Origin of the sequence: Haloarchaeobius sp. HME9146 (genome assembly GCF_025399835.1) — an archaeon.
In the GTDB taxonomy this organism is placed as follows: Archaea; Halobacteriota; Halobacteria; order Halobacteriales; family Natrialbaceae; genus Haloarchaeobius.
In genome coordinates this window covers 1,814,542-1,835,359 of sequence record NZ_JAODVR010000001.1, presented here as the reverse complement: position 1 = coordinate 1,835,359, position 20,818 = coordinate 1,814,542, and the positions used below count along the sequence as shown (strand labels likewise).

The window sequence follows — 20,818 nt, the reverse complement described above, 5'->3', positions numbered from 1 at the left end:
CGCCACCGGGGTGTGCGCGGCTCGCGCACGAGCGATGGGGGAACCGAGAAGGCGAGCCGACCTCAGAACAGCGGCCCGACGAACATGAAGCGGTAGTCGTAGATGTGGTTCAGCATGACGTAGGTGACGACGCCGAGCGTGAGCGAGAGAATCCACGCACCGGCGGCGATGCGCCCGACCTTCGCGTGCGCGGTGCGCTTCAACTCGCTCGGGGTGTGGGTCAGCCCGAGGACGAGGGCGTAGAGGACGACCGGGACCGACACCACGGAAAGCAGGATGTGGATGGCGAGCATCGCGATGTAGGCCCAGTAGACGACACCGGTCGCGCCGACGATCTCCTTCTCGCCGCCCCCGCCGACCTTCACGAGGTACAGCGCGAGGAAGACGATGATGAGCGAGAACGAGGTCAGCATCGCCTTGCGATGTTTGTCGACCTCGTCGTTGCGAATCCAGTACCAGCCGAGCGCGAGGCTGACGGTCGCGAAGGTGTTCACGACGGCGATGGCGTGTGAGAGCTGGTTCGTCATCTCACGGGAGATGTCGGGGTAGATTGGGACGAGCCCGGCGAAGGTGCCGAGCACGAGCGCGTAGCCGACGACCGTGAGCACGACGGTCGTCGCCCTGACGTTCTCACGGACCGTCGCCCTGACGTCTGCGGTACTCATTGGCGAGGCCTTAGGACGATGATGGAATACCGCTTTCGCTTGCGGGCACCGACGGAGACGTGTACCAACCCCGACGAGAATCCCACTTTCGTTTCCCTAATTCAGCCCAGGTTGTAGAAACGAACGCCTTCGCGGCCCGGACCTTCCGTTAGAGTAAAACCTGCCGCAAGGGAAAGGGAAGGCATGAGCACCGACCAGTCCCAGCGGTCGATTCGTTGCCTCGTGGCCAAGGTCGGATTGGACGGCCACGACCGCGGCGCACACGTCATCGCACGGGCCTTCCGCGACGCAGGGTTCGAAGTCATCTACTCCGGGCTGCACAAGGCACCCGACGAGATCGTCCAGGCCGCCGTCCAGGAGGACGTCGACGTCGTCGGCATCTCCATCCTCTCTGGCGCACACAACACGCTCGTCCCGAAGATCATCGACGGGCTGAAAGAGTACGACGCCTTCGAGGACACGCTCATCCTCGTCGGCGGCGTCATCCCCGACGACGACAAGGCGCACCTCAAGGAACTGGGCGTCGCCGAGGTGTTCGGTCCGGGCACCAAGATGGAGCAGACGGTCCAGTTCGTCCGGGACAACGCGCCGGAACGATGAGCGCGAGCACGGACGACCTGCTCGACGACCTCCTCGCGGGCAAGCACCGCGCCCTCGCGCGGGCCATCACGAAGATAGAGAACCGCGAGCCGAGCTACCGCGACCTCGTCTCCGCGCTGTACGAGCACACCGGCGACGCCGAGGTCATCGGCATCACCGGCAGCCCGGGCGCGGGCAAGTCCACGCTCGTGGACAAACTCGCGAGTCGCTACCGCGAGCAGGGCTATACGGTGGGAATCGTCGCCATCGACCCGTCCTCGCCCTACACCGGCGGGGCCGTCCTCGGCGACCGCATCCGGATGGCGTCGAACGTCGGCGACATGGACGTGTTCTTCCGGTCGATGAGTGCCCGCGGGAACCTGGGCGGGCTCTCGACCGCGACCGCGGACGCGGTGAAGGCGATGGACGCCTTCGGGAAGGACAAGGTCATCATCGAGACCGTCGGGGCCGGCCAGAACGAGATAGACATCGTCCAGGCCGCAGACACCGTCTGCGTGCTCGTCCCACCGGGTGCCGGCGATAACGTCCAGATGCTCAAGGCGGGTATCCTCGAGATCGGCGACCTGTTCGTCGTGAACAAGGCCGACATGGACGGCGCGAACCGGACCGTCCAGGAGCTCCTCGAGATGGTCCACATGGGCTCGGGGTCGATGCGGGTCGACGCCGGCCATCACGACTTCGACGACGCCGAGGTCGACCTCGACATGCCGGGCACCGACGACGAGGAGGGCCTCGACGTAGAGCCGTGGGACCCACCCGTTCTGGAGACGGTCGCCACCGATGGGACCGGCGTCGAGGAACTCATCGAGACGTTCGACGAGCACCACGACTGGCTGGTCGAGTCCGGCCAGCTGGAACGAAAGCGACGCCAGCGCATCGCCGAGGAGATACGGACACTCCTCCGTGACGACGCGGCGGGGCTGGTCCAGCAGGAGCTCGACGGTCTCGGGGGTGTCGAGGACATCGTCGACCGAGTGATGGCGGGCGAGACCGACCCGTACAGCGTGGCCGACGAGGTCATCGAGCCAATCGCGGCCTGCCTCTCCGAGGAATAGCGAGCAGGACCGCCCGCTTCAGTTCTTGACTGGCGGCCTGATGGTCGACTCCATGAGCCGTTTCGACGCCCGCCGGAACCGTTCCGAAGCGGCGTTCTCCGAGATACCCAGGTGGTCCGCCAGCTCCGAAAGCGAGCTCTGCCGGGGAATCTCCAGATACCCGGTGGCGAGCGCCGCCTCCAGCACTTCGCGCTGGGCGACGGTCAGGCCGAACCTGCTGCTGTCGTCGATGTCCCGCTGTTCGTACCGGCGGTGGAGGTCGAGGGTGAGCCCGTTGCGATTACAGACCTCGTAGAACTGCTCGAACGCGCGGTGGTCGGGGAAACCGACGCTGAAGCGCCACGTCTCCTGCTCTATCGACACCTCGTAGACGACCCCGCCGACGTCGACGATGGTCGGATAGATGCTCGTCCGCAGCCCCTCGCCGAGCAGTTCGGTCTGGTACAGCCGGCCGTCCTCGAACTCGGTGCTGCGCGACGGGGTCGCGACGGTCTTGTCCTCGGCCAGCGCGGCTTCGAACGCATCGAAATCCCCACCACTCGCCCAGAACAGCACCCTGACGCACTGCTCGTCTGTCGCATCGAACCGTTCCACCCGCAGTTGCATCTCCGGGACCCTCTCGCGCGTGGGTTGCAACATCGGCAGCTGGACACTGAATTCCAGCACTAGCATCTTCCTGATGTCGCTTCGTCGTCGACAGTGGCCAATGAACCGTTTCCCTGTTCTTGAAAGTGCTTTATTTCGGGTACGGTACCGGACAGGCAGTCGGGAGTCCCCGCTGACCCTGATATATAAATGCCGGGAGTACTACCGCTTCTGCGTTAAGCTATCACTCCACCAAATGAGTAGTACCTCACTGACCTCGGCTCGACGAGGACTGTGATTCGGGCAGACGACGTCGTCGTAGTGAGGCTCCACCGTTCGACCCCACCCCCCAGAACGTTGGTATCGCAGGCGGGACCATCCTGCTCGCGAACGTCCTTTCGGCCGAACCGGCGTGGTCGGATACGACCCCCATTCGGCACGCCTGGTCCAGCGGGACTCGTTCGGACGGAATCGACGACCCACAACTCTCTTTCGGCGCAGCTACCCGACAGCGATGGGTCCACCACAACTGTCGGCAAGATTAAGTTACAGGCCGACGAAGTCTTGGTATGAACCTCAAGAAGGCGGTAGCAACAGCAGGCGTCGGCGTCGGGGCCATCGCCGCGGCGAACGCGGTGCTCTCGCGCAGGGCGGAACCGCTCGCACCACCCCTCCCGGGCGAGCAACACACCTACCGCTGGCGTGGGATGGACGTCTCCTACACAGAGGCGGGCGACCCCGACGCCCCGGACCTCCTGTTCCTCCACGGCATCAACGCGGCCGGGACGAGCCACGAGTGGCGCGAGATATTCGAGCCGCTCTCGAAGGCGTACCACGTCATCGCGCCCGATCTCCCGGGCTACGGCCTGTCGGACCGTCCCCCGCTGGTGTACACGAGCGACCTCTACACCGACTTCGTGGCGGATTTCGTCCGTGACGTGACCGAGAACCCGACGGTCATCGCGTCCTCGCTCTCGGGTGCCTACGCGACGGGCGCAGCGAAGCAGACCGAGGTCGAACGCCTCATCCTCGTCTGTCCCACCACGACCAGCATGCCAGGCGGCCGCAAGCCCCTCGTCCGCACGGCCATGCGCGCCCCGCTCGTCGGCACCGCCCTGTTCAATGCGATGGCCTCGAACCCGTCGCTGGAGTACTTCAGTGCCGACCACGGCTACTACGACATGGCCGGGTACAGCCACAGTAAGCAGGAGTACCAGTGGCAGACCACCCACCAGCCCGGCGCGCGATACGCGCCCGCGTCGTTCCTCTCGGGCTACCTCGACGCCGATATGGACCTCGTGACCGCGCTCGGCGAGGTCGACGCCCCCGTGACGCTGGTCTGGGGCCGTGAGGCCGACACCACGCCGCTCGCGGAGGGTCGTCGCCTCGCCGACGCGACCGGCGCGAAGCTCGTCGTCATCGACTACGCGATGCTCGTCCCCCACGACGAACACCCCGACAAGTTCGTCGAGGCCATCGACGAGGACCTTCCGGAGATCTCGGCCGAGACCTTCCAGGAGGAGCGCAAGCAGAGTCTCGAGAAGCGTCGTCAGCGCGACCGCGAGAGTGACGACCGGCCCGGAGACGTCGGCGTGACGGTCGAGAACGAGCGCGCTGCCGGCGACAGCTCGACCGACGCGGTCGAGATAGACGTCGAAGAGACGGGCGAGCAGTAGCGTACCTGTTTTTGCGTCTCCGTCCGCGTTTTTTCGTCGTCCCGGGGGCCCGGGTAGCTATCGAACGATAACGGACCACCCGATGTGGGTTCCTGGTTCAGACCGGTGGAGTGGCCACGGTAGCCATGGTTCCAGCTGGTCCCTTCCTGGGTCGAAAGCACGAAGGTTGGCCACCAGTATGTCAGATGGTGACACTGCCCAAACCCACAGAAGGAATTAATATCTATGCCAACTTGTCAGAACCGTATCGTACGCAAATCGAGCACGAAACACCAATCCAATGCCTGCAAAACCTACTGCGACTGTGCTGGGCGCACTCGCGCTTGCTACGGTGCTGATGCTGGCCACTCCCGTAGCAGCGAGCGGAACCGCCGAAACCACGTCCATCGACTACAAGGACAAGATCACCTGCGAAGACGACTACGGGGAGGACACAGTAGCGGTAATCCGCTATTCAGAAGTCTCGGAGATCAGCCTGTGGTACGACGCCGACGAATGGGCTGAAGCAGCACTCGAAAAGTGCAACCTCGAAGGTCGAGAGAAGCGAGAGCTCGCAGGCGAGGTCCGCGCGCACGCCATCGGAGAGGTCCAACCGATAGGCAATCCCGCCGGGAAGACGATAGACATGATGGTCGGGCACGAAGCCATGCAATGTGACGGCCAAGATTGGCCTGCTGGGTCGGAGGATGATTGCGGCGACCCACAGGAAGACAAGTACACCTGGCTCATGTGACGTGACACTTCGACCGGACCGGACAGATTTCGCATATTTTTCGTACTCGTGATAGCTGCCTTGCGTGCGCTCGAACTTGAGAGCCCGGACGGCTCTGGACGGCCAGATATCGACGAGCAGACAAGGTGGAAATGAGCCGAATGGTTCTGGGGGAGTTACTCAACGATACGTGCAACACCTTCCCAACCGCCTGTTTCACCGTGTCGTGCGTGAACGCAGCCCACGTTGTTGACTGCGATAGACGGATTTCTGGTGGGATTGAATCTCGACACCGCGTCCGTCGCCGATGGCATCGCCGCAGAGAATCGATTGAAACCGGCGATTCAGAACGGGCTCCTCAGAAAAATCGTACGGAGAGGTTTCCTACTCCGCGCGGAAGACGATGACGCGGTCGCCGGTCGTCTTCGTCTCCTCGACACCGAGCGTCACCGTCATGCCGACCTCGACATCGCTCATCTCCACGCCGACGACCATGCCGGTCACGCGGACCGGCCCGAACCGGGCGATTGCGGTCGCGAACGGCGCGTCTTCGCTGAAGTTCGGCGTCGGGACGTGGACGATGGTGAACGTCTCTATCTCGCCCGTCTCCGGCAGTGCCTCTTCCGTGAGGTCGGTCGAGCCCGTTGCGGGGTCGACACGCCGGGGCGGCAGCCAGCCGTCGCCCTCGGGACCCTCGAGGTAGTACGGTGCGCCCTCCTCGATGGCGTCGAGCCAGTCGTCGTAGCCGGCATTGACCGCGGTTCCGTCGCTCATGCTATCACCTCCGGACCTGCGGTCCGGCGTAGTCGCAGGAGCTCAGTGCGTTCGCTCATGCGACCACCTCCAGGACGTGGACAACAGCACTGGCAACGGTCCCACCCGCGTTGTGGGTGACGCCGGTCGTCGCACCCTCGACGTACTCGCTGTTCGGGTGGTCCCCGCGCAGGAGCTGGGTCAGCTCGGCGACCTGGGACGCGCCGGTCGCGCCGACCGGGTGGCCCTTGGCCTTGAGCCCGCCCGAGAGGTTGACCGGGAGGTCACCCTCGCGCGTGGTCTTGTCCTCGCGGGCGGCCGAGATGCCTTCACCGACCTCGAAGAGACCGAGGGACTCCATCGCCAGCACCTCCGCGATGGTGAAGCAGTCGTGGACCTCCGCGACGTCCACGTCGCTCGCCGAGATACCGGCGTCCGCGTACGCTTCCTCGGCGGCCTCGTCGGCCGCGGGCGAGCGCGCGAGGTAGTCCCGGTCGTGCAGCGCCATCAGGTCCCCGCCCTGGCCCGAGCCCGAGATGGCGACCGGTGCGTCGAGGTCGTGCTCCTCGGCGAACTCGTCCGAGACGAGCACGAGCGCGCTCGCGCCGTCCGAGATAGGACACGAGTCGTACAGCCCCAGCGGTTCGGCGACCATCGGCGCGTCGAGGACGGTCTCCGGCGATATCTCGCGCTGGTACTGGGCCTTCTCGTTCGGGACCGCGTTCTCGTGGTTCTTCACGGCGATGGCGGCCAGGTCCTCGCGCGTGCCGCCGTACTCGCTGAAGTAGGCGTTCGCCATCAGGGCGTACGCGCCCGGGAACGTCATCCCGGCCTTGACCTCCCACAGGTCGTCGGCCGCGATGGCGAGCGCCTCCGTCGCGCCCGCCGTCCCGAGGTTCGTCATCCGTTCCGCACCGCCGACCAGTATGACGTCCTTCTCACCGTTCCGGACGTTCTTTACCGCCTCGCGGACCGCGACACCGGAGGAGGCACACGCCGCCTCGTATCGGGTCGACGGGGCGTCGACGCCGACGGCTTCCGCCATCAGCGGCCCCTGGTGGCCCTGGTGTTCCGCGAGCTCGCCCATGAAGTTGCCGTAGAAGAGGGCTTCGACGTGCTCTCTCCCAACCCCAGCGTCCTCGAGGGCGTCGAGTCCAGCCTCCGCGAACAGGTCCCGGCCCGTGCGTTCCGGGGAGGCACCGAACTTCGTGAGTCCGACACCTGCGATTCGTACCTCTGTCATCGTCCTCGACTACTCCGGCAGGCGTTTAATATGTCGTGGTTAACGCGTGGACGGCCCAGAGAAGCGCTGAATCCGAAGAATTGTTAACTCGGTTCTGAAACAATTTCTTGACACCGGTGGGGCTCGCGTGGCACACGCGGGTGTTCGTGACGTGTTTATACCTCCGTTCCCAAATCGCTCCCATGGCAGAGGAATCGCAGTCATCCACACGCGCGCCGAAGCGACCGAAGGCGAGCGCCTGGCCCATGCTCATCGCCGTCGGGCTCGCCGTCTCCGAGGTCGGCGTGCTGTTCGGCAGCCTTCCCATCTCGGTGTTCGGACTGCTCATGTTCTGTGGGAGCATCGCCGGCATCTTCGCAGAGACCGGGTACGTCGACCAGCCGTGGACCATCATGGCCGCGTTCGCGGCCGTCCTCGTGCTCATCGGCGGCTACCTGTTCGTCGACTTCGGTGGCACCCTCGGTGGCGCAGAACTCGTCGGGGTCGACAACAGAATCGCGTACCGCGGCGTCGCCATCGCCATGGCAGGCGTCGTGACGCTGGTCGCTGCCGTGGTCGGACTGTTCCAGACCTCACTCGACGGGTCGACCGCACCCTGACCGCACCGAATCAACAACCTATTTGGTCGCCGCGCCGAAGCCACCGACAACGATGGCGCAACAACGGAAGATATTCGACAAGGATACGTTGCTTGACCTCACGGTCAACATCATTCCGCTGGGAATCATGCTGTTCTTCCTCGTCCTGTTCGTGCCGATGGTGTACGGCCCGTTCTCGTGGGACTCGACGTACTCCATCCTGATGTTCGCCCTCATCGTGACGCCGTTCGTCCTGCTGGCGATTCTGACGTACTTCTCGGCGCTCGCGATCGAAGGTGACGCACACGAGAGTGAGGGTGAAGGACACATGACCCAGGAACACCAGGACCGGGCGTACGGCACGAACGACGACGCGGAAGCCGATGTCGCCGAGAACGAGAGCGAACCCGCCTCCGAGGCTGCGACGGCCGAATAACGCTCACGGTTTTTCTCTCCGAATCGACACACCGCGGGCGTCCCGAATCTTTCTTTAGGGTGTAACCCTCAGCCCTCCACATGGACCTTAGCGGACAGATACTGCTGACTGCCCTGATGGCGGTGGTCCTCTTCGGCGTGGCCTTCTTCGTGACACGCCTCGAGGACTGGCGCTCATACACACCGCTGGCCGGCGGTGGCACGGGTATCGTCAGTCGTGAGACCGGATACGGCCACGAAGAGAAACCAGGCGGTCTGATTCGGTGGTTCACCACCGTCGACCACAAAGACATCGGCATCCTGTACGGCATCTACGCCATCGTCGCGTTCGCGTGGGGCGGCCTCGCCGTCGTCGTCATGCGTGCCGAACTCGCGACCGCCCAGGTCGACGTGACCTCGGCGCTCGCCGAGGCCGCCGGCATGGGCCAGGGACAGCTCCTGTACAACTCCCTGCTCACGAGCCACGGCATCACGATGCTGTTCCTCTTCGGGACGCCCATCCTCGCGGCGTTCTCGAACTACCTCATCCCGCTGCTCATCGGCGCGGACGACATGGCGTTCCCGCGCATCAACGCCATCGCGTTCTGGCTGCTGCCGCCGGGCGCGGTCCTCATCTGGGGCGGGTTCTTCCTCGCGCCGTTCATGGACAGCATCGCACCCTCGATGATCAGCTGGACGATGTACCCGCCGCAGTCGACGGCACAGACCGCGACCGGTGGCGCCGCACAGACCATCGCCCAGCTCAACGCCGGGACGGACCTCATGCTGCTCGGCCTGCACCTGACCGGTGTCTCGGCCACCATGGGTGCCATCAACTTCATCGCGACCATCTTCGCGGAACGCGGTGAGGACGTCGGCTGGGACAAGCTGGACATCTTCTCGTGGACCATCCTGACCCAGTCCGCGCTCATCCTGTTCTCGTTCCCGCTGCTGGGCAGCGCGCTCGTCATGCTGCTGCTCGACCGGAACTTCGCGACGACGTTCTTCACGGCGGAGGGCGGCGGCACCATCCTCTACCAGCACCTGTTCTGGTTCTTCGGTCACCCCGAAGTGTACATCCTGGTGCTGCCCCCGATGGGCATCATCAGCTACGTGCTGCCACGGTTCTCGGGCCGGAAGCTGTTCGGGTTCAAGTTCGTCGTCTACTCCACGCTGGCCATCGGCGTGCTGAGCTTCGGCGTCTGGGCGCACCACATGTTCGCGTCCGGTATCGACCCGCGCATCCGCGCCTCGTTCATGGCCGTCTCGCTGGCCATCGCGATTCCGAGTGCGGTGAAGACGTTCAACTGGATCACGACGATGTGGAACGGGAAGGTCCGGCTCACCACCCCGATGCTGTTCTGTGTCGGGTTCATCTCGAACTTCATCATCGGCGGTGTGACCGGCGTCTTCCTCGCCGCGGTCCCCGTCGACTTCCTGCTCCACGACACGTACTACGTCGTCGGGCACTTCCACTACGTCATCATGGGCGCTATCGCGTTCGCGGTGTTCGCGGGCGTCTACTACTGGTTCCCGCTCGTCACCGGCCGGATGTACCAGGTCAAGCTGGGCAAGGCACACTTCTGGCTCACGATGATCGGGACGAACCTGACGTTCTTCGCGATGATCCTGATGGGCTACGCCGGGATGCCGCGCCGGTATGCCGGCTACGCGGGCATCACGGTCGGTCCCATCAACCTCATCACGCTGATGCACCAGCTCGCGACGGTCGGGGCGTTCATCCTCCTCGTCGCGACGGTCATCTGGCTGTGGAACATGGTCGAATCCTACCTCGAGGGCCCGCGCGTCGGTCCGGACCCGTGGAACCTCGAAGAGGACGGCCTCCCCTCCCACGAGTGGGACTGGTTCGCGGACCAGCAGGAGACAGCACTCGCCGACGGCGGCGAAGAGAAAGAGGTCGCGACGGACGGCGGCGAAGTCGTCGACGACGAGTAATCAGTCGACACCTCTTTTCGGGCGGTTCACTCGCTGAGCGACGTGGTCGGGCGTCGTGACTGGTCGGTTTCGAGTACTGCAGGACGGAGTGGTGCCGCCGCTAGCTCAGGACGAGGACGAAACCGGTCACGAACATCAGGACGACGATGGCACCGAGGACGAGGCCGATGAGCTCCTTTTCGGTCATGTCGCCGGCTTAGGGTCCGAGAAGGAAAGGCTAATCGTTACCAGGGCCAAGCCTCTGGTGTGAGCAACTCCATCAGTGGTCGATTCCAGGGTAACCGGGTCGTCCTCACGGTCTACGTCGTCGTCGTCGCGCTGTCTGGCGTGTTCGGGGCAGCTGTGGGCGTGCTGCTCCCGGTCGACGTCGGCCGCGACGTGGACGTGGCGAGCATCGCCGGTATCGAGTTCGCCGTGACGCCGCTCAATTTCGCACTCTACGGGATGGCGATGGTCGGCATCAGCCTCGGTCTCTTGCTGTTGCTGGTCAGGTTCGTCTCCCGGTACGACGACGACGCGGTCGCGGAATAGGGGCCGTTTTCTAGGAGTTCGAGCAACGAGCCGGGGACCTACTCCTCGGACTCGCCGCGGACCTTCTCGGCGATGTCCTCGACGACCTCCGGGTTCCGGAGCGTCGAGGTGTCACCGAGTTCTTCGTCGTTCGCGATGTCTTCGAGCAGCCGGCGCATTATCTTGCCCGAGCGGGTCTTCGGGAGCTCGGGCGTGAAGATGACCTGCTCCGGTTTCGCGATGGGGCCGATGGCCTCGTCGACGCCGTCGATGATCTTCTCGCGGAGCGACTCGTCGCCCTCGTAGCCGTCCTCGGTGATGACGTAGGCGTACACTGCCTCACCCTTGACCTCGTGATGGCCACCGACGACGGCGGCTTCAGCGACGCCGGGGACGCCCACGATGGCGGACTCGATCTCCATCGTGCCGAGGCGGTGCCCGGAGACGTTGATGACGTCGTCGACCCGGCCGAGCACGGTGATGTAGCCGTCCTCGTCTATCTTCGCGCCGTCCTCCGGGAAGTACACCCACTCGTCGGCGTCGGGGTCGGAGTACTCCTGCCAGTACTCGCTGATGAACCGGTCGTCGTTGCGGTACAGCGTCCGGAGCATCCCCGGCCAGGGTTTGTTCACGACGAGGTAGCCGGCCTGTCCGGCTTCCACCGGGTCACCCGTCGCGTCGACCACGTCCGCAGAGATGCCGGGGAGCGGTGGGCCGGCCGACCCGGGTTTCATGTCGCCGATACCGGGCAGGGTCGTTATCATCATGCCACCGGTCTCGGTCTGCCACCAGGTGTCGACGACCGGGCAGGACTCGTCGCCGATGTGCTTGTAGTACCACTTCCACGCCCGCGGGTTGATGGGCTCGCCGACCGTTCCCAGGAGGCGCAGGCTGGAGAGGTCGTGGCGCTCGGGGTACTTCGTGCCCCACTTCATGAAGGCGCGAATGGCGGTCGGTGCGGTGTAGAACACGTCGACCTTGTACTTGTCCACGAGGTCCCACATGCGGTCGCGGTCGGGGTAGTCCGGGGTGCCCTCGTACATCATCGTGGTGGTCCCGAGCGCAAGCGGCCCGTAGACGATGTACGAGTGTCCAGTGATCCAGCCGATGTCCGCGGCACACCAGTAGGTGTCCTCGGGCTTCACGTCGAGGACGGCGTGACTGGTCCAGGCCGCGTAGGCGAGGTAGCCACCCGTGGTGTGCTTGACGCCCTTGGGCTGGCCCGTGGTCCCGGAGGTGTACATCAGGAACAGCATGTCCTCGGCGCTGCGCTCAACCGGCTCGACCTCCTCGCCCTCGTGGGCGGCGACGAGGTCAGCGTAGTCGTGGTGATGCTGGCCGAGGAAGTGTTTGAGCTCGTCGCCGAGTCGGTCCACGACGACGGTCTCGACGTCGTGGTCGACCCCTCGCAGCCCGCGGTCCGCCTTCTCCTTGTGGTTGAGGGCGTCGCCGCGGCGGTAGTACCCGTCACAGGTGACGAGGTACTCCGAATCCGCCGCGTTCATGCGAGTCGCGAGCGCGTCCGCCGAGAAGCCTGCGAACACGACCGAGTGCGGCGCGCCGATGCGGGCACACGCCAGCATGGCGATGGGCAGCTCCGGAACCATCGGCATATACAGCGTGACGACATCGTCCTCGCCCACGCCCAGTTCGCGCAAGGCGGCCGCGAACGCGTTCACCTCGCGGTAGAGATCCTGGTAGGTGTAGGTGCGCGTCTCGCCGGGCTCGCCCTCCCAGCGGATGGCGGCCTGGTTCTTCCGGCCGTTCTCGATGTGCCGGTCGATGCAGTTGTACGAGGCGTTGAGTGTGCCGTCCCCGAACCACTCGTAGAAAGGAGCCTCCGAGTCGTCGAGTATCTCGGAGTACTCCTGCTCCCAGTCGAGCAGGTCGGCCGCACGCTCCCAGCACTCGGGCCAGTTCTCCTCGAACTCCTCGTAGATGCCCGGGTCCGAGACGTTCGCCTGCTCGACGAACGCGGCCGGTGGTTCGAACGAGTCCTGTTCGGCCAGTCTCGCTTCCAGTTCGACCTCGGGTGCATCGCTGTCGTCGGCCATGGTACTCATTCACGCATCGCGGGGATAAAAATTCCCCCCGGCCCCCGCCGCTGGCGGCGGGTTTGCCCGCTACTCGCCGAACACCACGTCGACGATCTCCACACCGGTCACCGTGGGCTCGCCGTCGCCGGTGCGCCCCCAGGTGAGCCGCGGGACGACCGCGTACTCCTCCGCGCCGTCTTGCAGTCGGAGCAGCCCCGTCCCGCCGGTCGCGATGGTTTCAGTGATGGTTTTCCGGTCGCCCTGCGCGAAGCGGTTCATTCCGTCAGTTCCCTTGCCCTGCCGGATGGTGACGACCTCGACATCGAGGCCGTCGGCGCTCGTCGCGAGGTTCACGCGCAGTGGCACCTGATGTTCGGGGTCGTCCGGGAGGTCGGCGAAGGTGAGGACCGCGTCCTCCGCGTCCGAGAGACGGTCTATCTCGTCGCCCAGCCCGCCCGTGACCTGTTCGACGTGGCGCATCGCGGTCTCGACGCCGGAGAGCGACTCCTGGACCGAGGACTCTATCTGTGCCCGGAGTCGGTCCTGGAACTCGGGGTCGAACGGGTTCACGTCACCGAAGTCGTCGTGACCTGGACCGAACTCGTCGTGTGCCTGGTCGTCGCCCTCGCGGCCTCCCCGTCCCCTGCCTCGTCGCCGGTGGTGCCGGCGGGGATCGTGAGGTGCCGGTGGGGTTGGGGGCCGACGGGGAGATGTGTGAGTCCTATGTGAGTCATCTGCGCCTCGTCCATCCTGGTCCAGGCCGCGACGCAGCGTCTCCTCCCACGACAGGTCGAGCGCCTCTTTCCGACGCTTCATGCGCTCGAACACCTCGTCGTCGTCTATCGTGATGCGAATCTCTCGGCTCATCGCTTCCAGCTACTCCCCCTGCAGACATAAGTTTGTCTGCTCTAACTCACATGAGACTCACAACTGACTCACATTCTAGGATAGATTGAAGAGGACAGGCGCGAATCGGCTAGACGCATGTCCACGAAGACACCCACCAGCATCGACCGCGACACCGTCGTCGTCACGAAGCCTGCCCACTACGACGCCGTCACCTGCACCCGGTTCGAGGCCTGCGCACCGGTCTCCATCGCCGCAGCGCTCGACGCGGCCGAGGCCGACATCGCCGGTCCGGTCAGCGTCGACGGTCCCGTCAACGCCGACACCATCTCCTGTTCCGGGACGCTTGGCGTCACCGGTCCCCTGCACACGGACACGCTCACCGTGACCGGCAGCATCGGCGTCGACGGGCCGACCTCGGCTGCCGGCGTCTCCATAGAGGGCGCAGGGCAGTTCGCCGACCTGGCTACCGACGAGTTGTCGGTCCACGGCGCGCTGGAGGGTGGCGAGATTTCGGCCGACACCGTCGAGGTCCACGGAGCTATCGATTGCCGACGTATCCACGCCGGTTCCGTCGAGGTCCGGGGCGGCATCGAGTGCGACCGGCTCACGGCCGACGAGGTCTCGCTGTCGCTCGGCAGCGAGTCAGCTGTCGAGGCAATCGAGGCAGACCACGTCACCATCAGGCGCGGGGAGCAAGACGGCTTCCTCGTCTCGGACCGCGTGGTCGGCGAGCACATCGAGATCGAACACGCCGACGTCGAGACCGTCGAGGGTGACAGGGTGACGGTCGGTCCGGGAGCACGGATCGGTACCCTCCGGGCTGCCCGGTACGACATCGACGGGGACGCGACTGTGGGTGAAATCGTCGAGTAGCGGTCTCCGCAGCTGCTTCGAAGCTGTCTCTACTCTCCAACCGACTGCTCGAGCACCAGTTCGCCACACGAGGTACACTCGAGCCTCGTGACGTCCCGCGTTCGACAACACGACTCGTAGGTGTCCTCGGAGAACGCGAGCGACCCTGTGCAGGCCGGACAGGACGGGACGAAGAGACGAAGCCCGTTGAGTAACTCTCCACGGACCGCTCCTGAGAGCGTCGTCCACCCGTCGACCCGGTCGGCGAGGACGCGAGCGGCAGCGACATCGGCGACGAAGGCTGCCTCAGATTCCCACTGGGCGACGCGCGTATCCGCCGCACGGGCGACGAACGAGTCGTCGTACGACCGGAACTCGACATCGTCCTGTCCGACGTCGACGACGTTCACCAGGAGCCCTCGGTCGTACTCACCCTCGTCGATGGCCGCCATCTCTGCGGTCCACGCGCGCTCGAACGTCGGCGAGACACAGAGGTCGTCCCGGTCGTCACAGGGAGAAACCAGCCCGTGTTCGCGGAGCCAGGCGCTGGTGTCGACCGCGTCACCCGCCGTGCCGGCCGTGAGTGACGGTTCGTGTTTGTCGAACAGTCGAAGGACGGCGGTTGGAAGGTACAGTTTCGTCAGGGTCGGAGTGCCGGGAACGAGGTAGCCCCTGAGGTAGATTACCAGTAGCGAGGCGACGAAGACCGTGCCACCTAGCTCGGTGGAACCAGCCCACCACGCGGTCAGTGCCAGACCACCGGCGATTGCCGTGTTCACCAGGGTACACGGGATACATCGCCTGTCGCCGGTGTACTCTGGGTTCCCGAATCGTTCGATCAATACGTTCGCTGCACCGGTCATGGGTGATGGTAGCTCATGTTTGATGAGTGGTATTGGAAAAATGAGGTTCGGCCGGGAGCCGTGTTAGCGTCGTTTCAGCAACCGCAGGACGAGGTGCTCACACACTCGCCGTCGACCAGGTTCTCACAGGCCGTCTTCTTGAAGTTCTTGAAGACACAGAACGGTGCGCTGGTGCACACACATCCGCCACAGCTCTGCGTGGACAGACCGGTGTCCATCGTCTCATAGGCCTCTGCAGTGGGTGCGTTGGCGACTGCACCACCGCTCCGGCCCTTCCCGGGCATGTCCACCATGACCTTCGTGTCGCTGTCCTTGGGCGCGACCATCGCGAACGCGTGCCCGTGGTGCGGGATGTTCACGGTTACGCGAGCGGTCTCCGTGTACGTCACGTACACTGTCTGGACGCTCTTGCCGTCGTCGACCTCGTACCGGCCGATCCCACCCTTACCGCTGTCGGCCATCGGTCGCGTCGGGAAGGCGTCGGCGGACGCCGAGGGCAGATACCCCTCGTCGGCGAGACGTCGGAGAAGCGGTTTGGCCTGGGCGAGGCCTGCCTTTGCCTTCTTGAGGTCAACGGGGCGCTTGCCCAGGTCGTGACCGGGGCCGTTTCGTTTCTCCGTCGTCGGCTCTGCGGACGCGCTGCCGGAGAGCCCGGCGAGAACGCCAGCACCAGCGACCGTTGCAACCGCCTGAGAGATGAACCCGCGGCGGTCCTTCGAAGCGGATTCCGCGGTCGTACCGATGCTCTCTAGCAGCTTTGCACGCGTCTTATTTCCATCTGACATGCAATGATTTCTATTGATGTGTTTGTAAAAATAGTTTCGATAAAAATTGATATAACAATTTTAATTATGTTATAATATCTTGGCATTTGAGTGTATTTATGGTAATCACCATCGGGATGGAGAGTAGATTCATTACGATATTCCCTGCCCTGTCTTTCGATTATTCGAATTCAACCGTCGAGAACACCTTGTTCCCCTCCAGAAAATTGGTTTTTGAACGTCCCAGACACAATATCTAAATTACACTATATCAATCTAGATAGTATCTGTAAATCATTAGTTCTCGGCCGAAGACAGTGTTTGCCCTGAAATCAGTTCGAAAGCGTGCCCGGAGCCGGTCAGAACAGCGAAGGGAACCGGTTCGTACACCGGACGTCGGTGAGGGCAGACTGGGCCCGGTCTGGCACCTGCACATCCGCCCTGAACGTCGTTCGCTCACCGGGGGAGAGGACGGTAGACGTGGTCCCCCGGCGCGTCACGAGCTCGCCTTCGTGATTCGGCTGGGAGTAGAACTTCACGATGAATCGGGCGTCGCACGACTGCATCCCTCCGTTCGTGACTGTCACCGCGAAGGTGGCTTCGCCGTCGAGTTCAGTCGGCGGTTCGATGTCGTCTATCTGGAGGTGTGGACTGACCAACGCGATGTACGAGACGACGGCGACGGCGAGGAGGATACCTACTGCCACCGCTGCCGCACCGAGGAGCCGTCGGTCGCGAGTCTCGAAGAGTGAATCTAACCCGACCATCGTCATCCCAGATCGGACCGACCGAACCGCCAGTATCCGACGACGAGCGGGACGACCGCCCACGAGACCAGCATGGCCACCCCGAAGAGGTTCGGCGCGTGCTGGAGCGTCCCGGTGAAACCGGGGTCGAACAGGAACGGGACGTAGATCCGGGCCCCCTCGTACGCCTCGACCGGGTTGAGCCGCTGAACGTACAGGTACCACGATGGCCCCTCGGCGAGCGCTATCGGCTCGAATCCGCTCGTGTCCGCGCTCCCGGTGAACAACATCGCAAAGAGCGGGAGCACCAGCGCCTGCCAGAATATCGCGAACAACGTGTACAGGCCGAAGACGATGGCCATCGCACGGAACCGGGTGGACGCACCGGCAGAGACACCGACCGCCAGCCCGGCCCACGAGAACCCGTAGAGGAACACGAGCGCAACGATCGCCAGGGACTGTGGTCCAGCCAGTCCCTCGAACTGTGTGAGGAGGACCACGGTGAGGCCGACCATCGCGACGAAGAGTGCGACACCGACGACGGCGACACGCCCCAGGAACTTCCCGAGGACGACGTCTCGACGCGTCGTCGGCATCCCGAGCAGGATGCGGAGACTCCCGGATTCGCGCTCTCCCACGACGGCCTTGTAGCCCGCGATGAGGCCGACGATGGGAACCACGTTCTTCAGGTTGAGCGCGAGCACTCGAACCGCCCGTTCGCCCGAGACGGCATCGGAGAGAGAGAGGAGACTCAGGGTCTGCGACGCCGAGACGACGAGCAGTACTGCGACGAGGCCCCAGAGCAGTCGCGAGCGAACCGCATCCGCGAAGTCCTTCTTCGAGATAGAAACCGTGCTGGTGGTCCACGAACTCATGCGTCGACCTCCTGGGTGGTGTACTCGGCGAACAGGTCCGCCAGTGACTCCTCCTCCACGGAGATGTCGGTGACCGACACGCCCGCAGCCTCGACCGTGGCGATGACGGACGACTTCACGCCGGGGTCCGTACATGTGACCCGCACCTCACCGTCGCCAACGGTCACCGCCGAAACACCATCGATTTCGTCCAGCCCGTGGTCCGTCGGATTCTCGTCGACCGACAACACGACGGTGGACCCACCACCTGTCGCCTCGCGGAGTCCCGCTATCGTGTCGACGGTGACGAGCGACCCGTTCCGCATGATGCCGACCCGGTCACAGATGGCTTCGACCTGCTCTAGCACGTGGCTGGAGAAGAAGACGGTCGCACCGCGGTCGACCTCCTCCATCACTATCTCGCGCATCTCCTGTGCGCCGTTCGGATCGAGTCCGGACGACGGTTCGTCGAGTATCAACAGGTCGGGTCGACCGACGAGGGCCATGCCGAGCGCGAGACGCTGCCGCATCCCCTTCGAGAAGCCGCCAACGGCCCGGTCGGCGGACCCGCTCAACCCCACGCGTTCGAGGATGTCGGCGGGGTCGCACGCTGCATCCTTCATCTCGACGGTGAACTCGAGGTGCTTTCGCGCGGTGAGTCGGTCGTAGAGGTCGTATCCCTCCGGAACGATGCCTATGTGTTGCCGGACGGAGCGCGACTCGCTCTGTGGGTCGAGACCGAAGATAGAGACCGTCCCTCGCGTCGGTCGAACGAAGTCCAGTAGCATGTTGATGGTCGTCGATTTCCCGGACCCGTTCGGGCCGAGGAAGCCGAATATCTCGCCCTCCTCCACCGTCAACGAGAGACTGTCGACGGCTGTCACCCCGTTGTATTCTTTCGTCAGTCCTCGCGTTTCTATCGCGGTCATCTCTGCTGCGAGAATTGTCCCGAACGTGATTTATTATTTTCGAACTACTGGTCTACTATCGGAAATAAGGGCATTTGTGGACTGGAGGACCCGAATACCATAACCTAAAGAAACAACCAGATAAAGTATGGGTTCTTTTGACCATCACCGTTGGCGCTCTCGAATACAAAAGAAAACCGGTTCAGGCCAGCCCGATCTGCTCGGAGTACGCGCCGTACTCCGCCTCGAACACCTTCATTATCTCGCCCATCGTCGCGTACTCCTTGACCGCGTCGACGATGTACGGCATGACGTTCTCGTCGTTCTCGATAGCGGCTTGCAGATCGTCGAGGCGGGCCTGGACCGCGTCGTCATCACGCTCCTCCTTGACCCGGGCAAGCCGGTCGAGTTGCTTCTGCTGGACCTCCTCGTCGACCTTGAGGATCTCCGGTTCGGTGTCCTCCGAGATGGTGTACTTGTTCACGCCGACGACGATCTCCTCGTCGCTCTCGACGCGCTCCTGGTACTCGTAGGAGGCCTCCTGGATCTCCCGCAGGAAGTAGCCCTGGTCGATGCCCTCGAGGACACCGTCGCGGACCGAGCCCTCGCCCATCTCCCTGATATGCTCGATGTACTCCATCGCCTGCTGTTCGACCTGGTCGGTGAGTGCCTCGACGGCGAAGCTCCCGCCGAGCGGGTCGACGATGTCGGCCGCCCCGGACTCCTCGGCGATGATCTGCTGGGTTCGCAGGGCGACCCGCACTGCTCGTTCCGAGGGGAGCGCGAGCGCCTCGTCGAAGGAGTTGGTGTGCAGGGACTGGGTGCCGCCGAAGACGCCCGCGAGCGCCTGGATGGTGACGCGGACGACGTTGTTCAGGGGCTGCTGGGCGGTGAGCGACTGGCCGGCGGTCTGCGTGTGGAACTTCAGGCGCTTGGACTCGGGCTTCTCGGCGTCGTACCACTCGTCCATAACGCGGGCGTAGATGCGCCGTGCGGCGCGGAACTTCGCGACCTCCTCGAAGATGGAGTTGTGGGAGTTGAAGAAGAAGGAGAGCCGGGGTGCGAAGTCGTCGACGTCGAGGCCGCGGTCCATGGCGTCCTCCACGTAGGCGAACCCGTCGGCGAGGGTGAACGCGAGCTCCTGGACCGCGGTCGAGCCGGCCTCGCGGATGTGGTACCCCGACACCGAGATGGGGTGGATGCGCGGGGTCTCCTCGGTGGCGAACTCGACGGTGTCGGTGACCACGTCGAGGCTGGGTTCGGGCGGAATGACCCACTCCTTCTGTGCGATGAACTCCTTCAGCATGTCGTTCTGCATGGTCCCGCTGATCTGGTCACGGGGGACGCCACGCTGGTCGGCGAGGGCGACGTACATGGCGAAGATGACGGGAGCGGACGGGTTGATGGTAAACGAAGTCGAGACCTCGCCGAGGTCGATGCCGTCGAAGAGGATCTCCATGTCACGGAGCGTGTCGACCGCGACGCCCTCCTTGCCGACCTCCCCGTCGGAGAGGGGGTCGTCGGAGTCCTTGCCCATCAGGCTGGGCATGTCGAACGCCGTCGAGAGCCCGGTCTGGCCCTCGTCGATGAGGTAGTGGAAGCGGTCGTTCGTCTCCTCGGCGGTGCCGAAGCCGGCGAACTGGCGCATCGTCCAGGTACGACCGCGGTACATCGTCGGGTACGGGCCGCGGGTGTACGGTGGCTCGCCGGGGAACCCGAGGTCCTCGTCGTAGTCCAGGTCATCGACGTCGTTGGGCGTGTAGACCCGGTCGACGTCCATGTTCGAGATGGTCGCGAACCGGTCCTTTCGCTCCCCGAACCGGTCCAGTACCGGTTCCAGTGTCTCCTCCTCCCAGTCCTCGCGCGACGCTCGAATGTCCGCGAGTTCGTCCTCGTCGTACATGGCCGTAATTTTTGCCAGCCAGGGCAAAAGCGTTCGGTTGCGTGCGGTTCGATTCCGCTACCGCGTCGTGCGACGATGGTGCATGGCTGCGATTCCCGCGGCCACGACCCCCGAGAGCAGAGAGACCACCACCGGGGTACTCGACTGACCGGTTGGCGCGACGACGACGACGAGCAGCCCCATCGCCAGCAGTGCCGTGGTCACGCCGACCGTCGTCAATACCGTCGCTCGTGTCTCCGCATCCATACGAACGGCTGACGGTTCGCCCCGACAAGAAGTCGACCGTTAGTACGGTG

Annotated in this window: 21 protein-coding genes and 1 pseudogene; 9 read left to right on the top strand and 13 right to left on the bottom strand. The window is 64.3% G+C overall.

Translation table 11 applies throughout. From position 1 onward, the window contains the following. Positions 1 to 62: 62 nt before the first annotated feature. The gene (locus N6C22_RS09480) at positions 63 to 665 is read right to left on the bottom strand and encodes a DUF420 domain-containing protein (protein WP_261650858.1); all 603 of its coding nucleotides are present in this window, start codon (positions 663 to 665) and stop codon (positions 63 to 65) included. Between the two features lie 183 nt (positions 666 to 848). On the opposite strand from N6C22_RS09480, the gene N6C22_RS09475 reads away from it, so the two are divergent. Together N6C22_RS09475 and meaB are read left to right on the top strand one after the other, a co-directional pair. Next, complete coding sequence (locus tag N6C22_RS09475) at positions 849 to 1,265, top strand: cobalamin B12-binding domain-containing protein (protein WP_261650857.1); 417 nt, start codon at positions 849 to 851, stop codon at positions 1,263 to 1,265. After that, positions 1,262 to 2,320, top strand: coding sequence for a methylmalonyl Co-A mutase-associated GTPase MeaB (gene meaB, locus N6C22_RS09470; RefSeq protein ID WP_261650856.1), 1,059 nt, complete (start codon positions 1,262 to 1,264; stop codon positions 2,318 to 2,320). The genes N6C22_RS09475 and meaB overlap by 4 nt, the downstream gene beginning before the upstream one ends. An 18-nt stretch (positions 2,321 to 2,338) precedes the next feature. Here meaB and N6C22_RS09465 read toward each other — a convergent pair whose 3' ends face one another. After that, complete coding sequence (locus tag N6C22_RS09465; RefSeq protein ID WP_261650855.1) at positions 2,339 to 2,926, bottom strand: helix-turn-helix domain-containing protein; 588 nt, start codon at positions 2,924 to 2,926, stop codon at positions 2,339 to 2,341. Between the two features lie 548 nt (positions 2,927 to 3,474). On the opposite strand from N6C22_RS09465, the pseudogene N6C22_RS09460 reads away from it, so the two are divergent. Next, positions 3,475 to 4,395, top strand: a pseudogene (locus tag N6C22_RS09460) (alpha/beta fold hydrolase); the annotation flags it as partial. A 490-nt stretch (positions 4,396 to 4,885) separates the two neighbouring features. Further along, positions 4,886 to 5,314: a hypothetical protein gene (locus N6C22_RS09455; protein WP_261650853.1), complete on the top strand. Its 429-nt coding sequence runs from the start codon at positions 4,886 to 4,888 to the stop codon at positions 5,312 to 5,314. 363 nt (positions 5,315 to 5,677) lie between these two features. On the opposite strand, the gene N6C22_RS09450 is transcribed toward N6C22_RS09455, so the two are convergent. Both N6C22_RS09450 and N6C22_RS09445 read right to left on the bottom strand, forming a co-directional pair. After that, positions 5,678 to 6,067, bottom strand: coding sequence for a Zn-ribbon domain-containing OB-fold protein (locus N6C22_RS09450; RefSeq protein WP_261650852.1), 390 nt, complete (start codon positions 6,065 to 6,067; stop codon positions 5,678 to 5,680). 55 nt (positions 6,068 to 6,122) lie between these two features. Then, a complete protein-coding gene (locus N6C22_RS09445; RefSeq protein WP_261650851.1) occupies positions 6,123 to 7,289 on the bottom strand; it encodes a thiolase domain-containing protein in 1,167 nt (388 codons plus the stop codon). Between the two features lie 182 nt (positions 7,290 to 7,471). Between N6C22_RS09445 and N6C22_RS09440 the strand changes: the two genes are divergently transcribed. The 4 genes from N6C22_RS09440 (at position 7,472) to N6C22_RS09425 (ending at position 10,768) form a co-directional block, all read left to right on the top strand. Beyond that, a complete protein-coding gene (locus N6C22_RS09440) occupies positions 7,472 to 7,888 on the top strand; it encodes a cox cluster protein (RefSeq protein WP_261650850.1) in 417 nt (138 codons plus the stop codon). A gap of 52 nt (positions 7,889 to 7,940) precedes the next feature. Beyond that, complete coding sequence (locus N6C22_RS09435; protein WP_261650849.1) at positions 7,941 to 8,303, top strand: DUF6684 family protein; 363 nt, start codon at positions 7,941 to 7,943, stop codon at positions 8,301 to 8,303. An 80-nt stretch (positions 8,304 to 8,383) separates the two neighbouring features. After that, entirely contained in the window at positions 8,384 to 10,237 is a 1,854-nt protein-coding gene (locus N6C22_RS09430) for a cbb3-type cytochrome c oxidase subunit I (RefSeq protein ID WP_369684403.1), read from the top strand. Between the two features lie 246 nt (positions 10,238 to 10,483). Next, on the top strand, positions 10,484 to 10,768 hold the full coding sequence (locus tag N6C22_RS09425) for a cox cluster protein (RefSeq protein WP_261650848.1): 285 nt from the start codon (positions 10,484 to 10,486) through the stop codon (positions 10,766 to 10,768). Between the two features lie 38 nt (positions 10,769 to 10,806). On the opposite strand, the gene acs is transcribed toward N6C22_RS09425, so the two are convergent. Next, a complete protein-coding gene (gene acs / locus N6C22_RS09420; protein ID WP_261650847.1) occupies positions 10,807 to 12,801 on the bottom strand; it encodes an acetate--CoA ligase in 1,995 nt (664 codons plus the stop codon). Positions 12,802 to 12,870: 69 nt separating this feature from the next. Beyond that, positions 12,871 to 13,650, bottom strand: coding sequence for a hypothetical protein (locus tag N6C22_RS09415; protein WP_261650846.1), 780 nt, complete (start codon positions 13,648 to 13,650; stop codon positions 12,871 to 12,873). A gap of 117 nt (positions 13,651 to 13,767) precedes the next feature. Between N6C22_RS09415 and N6C22_RS09410 the strand changes: the two genes are divergently transcribed. Next, positions 13,768 to 14,505: a hypothetical protein gene (locus N6C22_RS09410; protein ID WP_261650845.1), complete on the top strand. Its 738-nt coding sequence runs from the start codon at positions 13,768 to 13,770 to the stop codon at positions 14,503 to 14,505. 29 nt (positions 14,506 to 14,534) lie between these two features. Here N6C22_RS09410 and N6C22_RS09405 read toward each other — a convergent pair whose 3' ends face one another. From N6C22_RS09405 to N6C22_RS09375, 7 genes are all read right to left on the bottom strand, one after another. Then, on the bottom strand, positions 14,535 to 15,263 hold the full coding sequence (locus tag N6C22_RS09405; protein WP_261650844.1) for a hypothetical protein: 729 nt from the start codon (positions 15,261 to 15,263) through the stop codon (positions 14,535 to 14,537). A gap of 158 nt (positions 15,264 to 15,421) precedes the next feature. After that, a complete protein-coding gene (locus tag N6C22_RS09400) occupies positions 15,422 to 16,132 on the bottom strand; it encodes a hypothetical protein (protein WP_261650843.1) in 711 nt (236 codons plus the stop codon). A gap of 338 nt (positions 16,133 to 16,470) precedes the next feature. Next, complete coding sequence (locus tag N6C22_RS09395; protein WP_261650842.1) at positions 16,471 to 16,818, bottom strand: hypothetical protein; 348 nt, start codon at positions 16,816 to 16,818, stop codon at positions 16,471 to 16,473. Positions 16,819 to 16,880: 62 nt separating this feature from the next. Then, the gene (locus tag N6C22_RS09390; protein WP_261650841.1) at positions 16,881 to 17,732 is read right to left on the bottom strand and encodes an ABC transporter permease; all 852 of its coding nucleotides are present in this window, start codon (positions 17,730 to 17,732) and stop codon (positions 16,881 to 16,883) included. Continuing rightward, complete coding sequence (locus tag N6C22_RS09385) at positions 17,729 to 18,640, bottom strand: ABC transporter ATP-binding protein (RefSeq protein WP_261650840.1); 912 nt, start codon at positions 18,638 to 18,640, stop codon at positions 17,729 to 17,731. Before N6C22_RS09385 ends, N6C22_RS09390 begins: the two co-directional genes overlap by 4 nt. Positions 18,641 to 18,821: 181 nt before the next feature. Then, on the bottom strand, positions 18,822 to 20,522 hold the full coding sequence (locus N6C22_RS09380; RefSeq protein WP_261650839.1) for a methylmalonyl-CoA mutase family protein: 1,701 nt from the start codon (positions 20,520 to 20,522) through the stop codon (positions 18,822 to 18,824). A gap of 57 nt (positions 20,523 to 20,579) precedes the next feature. After that, positions 20,580 to 20,768, bottom strand: coding sequence for a hypothetical protein (locus tag N6C22_RS09375; RefSeq protein ID WP_261650838.1), 189 nt, complete (start codon positions 20,766 to 20,768; stop codon positions 20,580 to 20,582). Positions 20,769 to 20,818 lie beyond the last annotated feature (50 nt).

What these genes read in the sequence shown, in the direction of transcription:
- N6C22_RS09445 (WP_261650851.1), bottom strand. Translation starts at nt 7,289, where the DNA reads ATGACAGAGGTACGAATCGCAGGTGTCGGACTCACGAAGTTCGGTGCC.
- N6C22_RS09415 (WP_261650846.1), bottom strand. Translation starts at nt 13,650, where the DNA reads ATGAGCCGAGAGATTCGCATCACGATAGACGACGACGAGGTGTTCGAG.
- N6C22_RS09475 (WP_261650857.1), top strand. Translation starts at nt 849, where the DNA reads ATGAGCACCGACCAGTCCCAGCGGTCGATTCGTTGCCTCGTGGCCAAG.
- N6C22_RS09480 (WP_261650858.1), bottom strand. Translation starts at nt 665, where the DNA reads ATGAGTACCGCAGACGTCAGGGCGACGGTCCGTGAGAACGTCAGGGCG.
- N6C22_RS09400 (WP_261650843.1), bottom strand. Translation starts at nt 16,132, where the DNA reads ATGTCAGATGGAAATAAGACGCGTGCAAAGCTGCTAGAGAGCATCGGT.
- N6C22_RS09440 (WP_261650850.1), top strand. Translation starts at nt 7,472, where the DNA reads ATGGCAGAGGAATCGCAGTCATCCACACGCGCGCCGAAGCGACCGAAG.
- acs (WP_261650847.1), bottom strand. Translation starts at nt 12,801, where the DNA reads ATGGCCGACGACAGCGATGCACCCGAGGTCGAACTGGAAGCGAGACTG.
- N6C22_RS09465 (WP_261650855.1), bottom strand. Translation starts at nt 2,926, where the DNA reads ATGCAACTGCGGGTGGAACGGTTCGATGCGACAGACGAGCAGTGCGTC.
- N6C22_RS09380 (WP_261650839.1), bottom strand. Translation starts at nt 20,522, where the DNA reads ATGTACGACGAGGACGAACTCGCGGACATTCGAGCGTCGCGCGAGGAC.
- N6C22_RS09390 (WP_261650841.1), bottom strand. Translation starts at nt 17,732, where the DNA reads ATGAGTTCGTGGACCACCAGCACGGTTTCTATCTCGAAGAAGGACTTC.
- N6C22_RS09410 (WP_261650845.1), top strand. Translation starts at nt 13,768, where the DNA reads ATGTCCACGAAGACACCCACCAGCATCGACCGCGACACCGTCGTCGTC.
- N6C22_RS09385 (WP_261650840.1), bottom strand. Translation starts at nt 18,640, where the DNA reads ATGACCGCGATAGAAACGCGAGGACTGACGAAAGAATACAACGGGGTG.
- N6C22_RS09435 (WP_261650849.1), top strand. Translation starts at nt 7,941, where the DNA reads ATGGCGCAACAACGGAAGATATTCGACAAGGATACGTTGCTTGACCTC.
- N6C22_RS09375 (WP_261650838.1), bottom strand. Translation starts at nt 20,768, where the DNA reads ATGGATGCGGAGACACGAGCGACGGTATTGACGACGGTCGGCGTGACC.
- N6C22_RS09430 (WP_369684403.1), top strand. Translation starts at nt 8,384, where the DNA reads ATGGACCTTAGCGGACAGATACTGCTGACTGCCCTGATGGCGGTGGTC.
- meaB (WP_261650856.1), top strand. Translation starts at nt 1,262, where the DNA reads ATGAGCGCGAGCACGGACGACCTGCTCGACGACCTCCTCGCGGGCAAG.
- N6C22_RS09450 (WP_261650852.1), bottom strand. Translation starts at nt 6,067, where the DNA reads ATGAGCGACGGAACCGCGGTCAATGCCGGCTACGACGACTGGCTCGAC.